The sequence below is a fragment of the Klebsiella sp. H-Nf2 genome (genome assembly GCF_002806645.1).
Classification (GTDB): Bacteria; Pseudomonadota; Gammaproteobacteria; order Enterobacterales; family Enterobacteriaceae; genus Klebsiella; species Klebsiella variicola.
Genome location: NZ_PIBL01000028.1, coordinates 1 through 2168 on the forward strand (window position 1 = coordinate 1; position 2168 = coordinate 2168).

A 2168-nucleotide genomic window follows, 5' to 3' on the forward strand; every position below is an offset into this window, starting at 1 on the left:
TATCAGCGTGCCTTCTCCCGAAGTTACGGCACCATTTTGCCTAGTTCCTTCACCCGAGTTCTCTCAAGCGCCTTGGTATTCTCTACCTGACCACCTGTGTCGGTTTGGGGTACGATTTAATGTTACCTGATGCTTAGAGGCTTTTCCTGGAAGCAGGGCATTTGTTACTTCAGCACCGTAGTGCCTCGTCATCACACCTCAGCGTTAAAAGGTACCGGATTTACCTGGAACCTCCGCCTACATGCTTAAACCGGGACAACCGTCGCCCGGCTAACATAGCCTTCTCCGTCCCCCCTTCGCAGTAACACCAAGTACAGGAATATTAACCTGTTTCCCATCGACTACGCCTTTCGGCCTCGCCTTAGGGGTCGACTCACCCTGCCCCGATTAACGTTGGACAGGAACCCTTGGTCTTCCGGCGAGCGGGCTTTTCACCCGCTTTATCGTTACTTATGTCAGCATTCGCACTTCTGATACCTCCAGCAGCCCTCACAGGCCACCTTCGCAGGCTTACAGAACGCTCCCCTACCCAACAACACATAGTGTCGCTGCCGCAGCTTCGGTGCATGGTTTAGCCCCGTTACATCTTCCGCGCAGGCCGACTCGACCAGTGAGCTATTACGCTTTCTTTAAATGATGGCTGCTTCTAAGCCAACATCCTGGCTGTCTGTGCCTTCCCACATCGTTTCCCACTTAACCATGACTTTGGGACCTTAGCTGGCGGTCTGGGTTGTTTCCCTCTTCACGACGGACGTTAGCACCCGCCGTGTGTCTCCCGTGATAACATTCTTCGGTATTCGTAGTTTGCATCGGGTTGGTAAGTCGGGATGACCCCCTAGCCGAAACAGTGCTCTACCCCCGAAGATGAGTTCACGAGGCGCTACCTAAATAGCTTTCGGGGAGAACCAGCTATCTCCCGGTTTGATTGGCCTTTCACCCCCAGCCACAAGTCATCCGCTAATTTTTCAACATTAGTCGGTTCGGTCCTCCAGTTAGTGTTACCCAACCTTCAACCTGCCCATGGCTAGATCACCGGGTTTCGGGTCTATACCCTGCAACTTAACGCCCAGTTAAGACTCGGTTTCCCTGCGGCTCCCCTATACGGTTAACCTTGCTACAGAATATAAGTCGCTGACCCATTATACAAAAGGTACGCAGTCACACCCTAAAGGGTGCTCCCACTGCTTGTACGTACACGGTTTCAGGTTCTTTTTCACTCCCCTCGCCGGGGTTCTTTTCGCCTTTCCCTCACGGTACTGGTTCACTATCGGTCAGTCAGGAGTATTTAGCCTTGGAGGATGGTCCCCCCATATTCAGACAGGATACCACGTGTCCCGCCCTACTCTTCGAGTTCACAGCCTGTGCATTTTGGTGTACGGGACTATCACCCTGTACCGTCGGACTTTCCAGACCGTTCCACTAACACACAAGCTGATTCAGACTCTGGGCTGCTCCCCGTTCGCTCGCCGCTACTGGGGGAATCTCGGTTGATTTCTTTTCCTCGGGGTACTTAGATGTTTCAGTTCCCCCGGTTCGCCTCGTTAACCTATGTATTCAGTTAACGATAGTGCAACGAATTGCACTGGGTTTCCCCATTCGGACATCGCCGGCTATAACGGTTCATATCACCTTACCGACGCTTTTCGCAGATTAGCACGTCCTTCATCGCCTCTGACTGCCAGGGCATCCACCGTGTACGCTTAGTCGCTTAACCTCACAACCCGAAGATGTTTCGTAAAACATCATCGTGTCGCGAAAATTTGAGAGACTCGAACACACCATTAAAGATGTGTCGTTTCAATTTTCAGCTTGATCCAGATTTTTAAAGAGCAAATATCTCAAACATCACCCGAAGATGAGTTTTGAGATATATCGGCACGCGTCTTTCACTCACGAACCAGCAAGTGGCGTCCCCTAGGGGATTCGAACCCCTGTTACCGCCGTGAAAGGGCGGTGTCCTGGGCCTCTAGACGAAGGGGACACTGAAGTCTCAATCGCAAGACGCCTTGCTTCTTTACTTTCATCAGACAATCTGTGTGAGCACTACAAAGGCAGGTTCTTTAAGGTAAGGAGGTGATCCAACCGCAGGTTCCCCTACGGTTACCTTGTTACGACTTCACCCCAGTCATGAATCACAAAGTGGTAAGCGCCCTCCCTAAGGTTAAGCT

General features: G+C 51.7%; 1 tRNA gene and 2 rRNA genes. All 3 read right to left on the reverse strand.

From position 1 onward, the window contains the following. Positions 1 to 1714: ribosomal RNA gene (locus CWM58_RS27815) — 23S ribosomal RNA — on the reverse strand; the annotation flags it as partial. A 191-nt stretch (positions 1715 to 1905) separates the two neighbouring features. Further along, positions 1906 to 1981, reverse strand: a tRNA-Glu gene (locus tag CWM58_RS27820). 85 nt (positions 1982 to 2066) lie between these two features. Then, positions 2067 to 2168, reverse strand: a 16S ribosomal RNA gene (locus CWM58_RS27825); the annotation flags it as partial.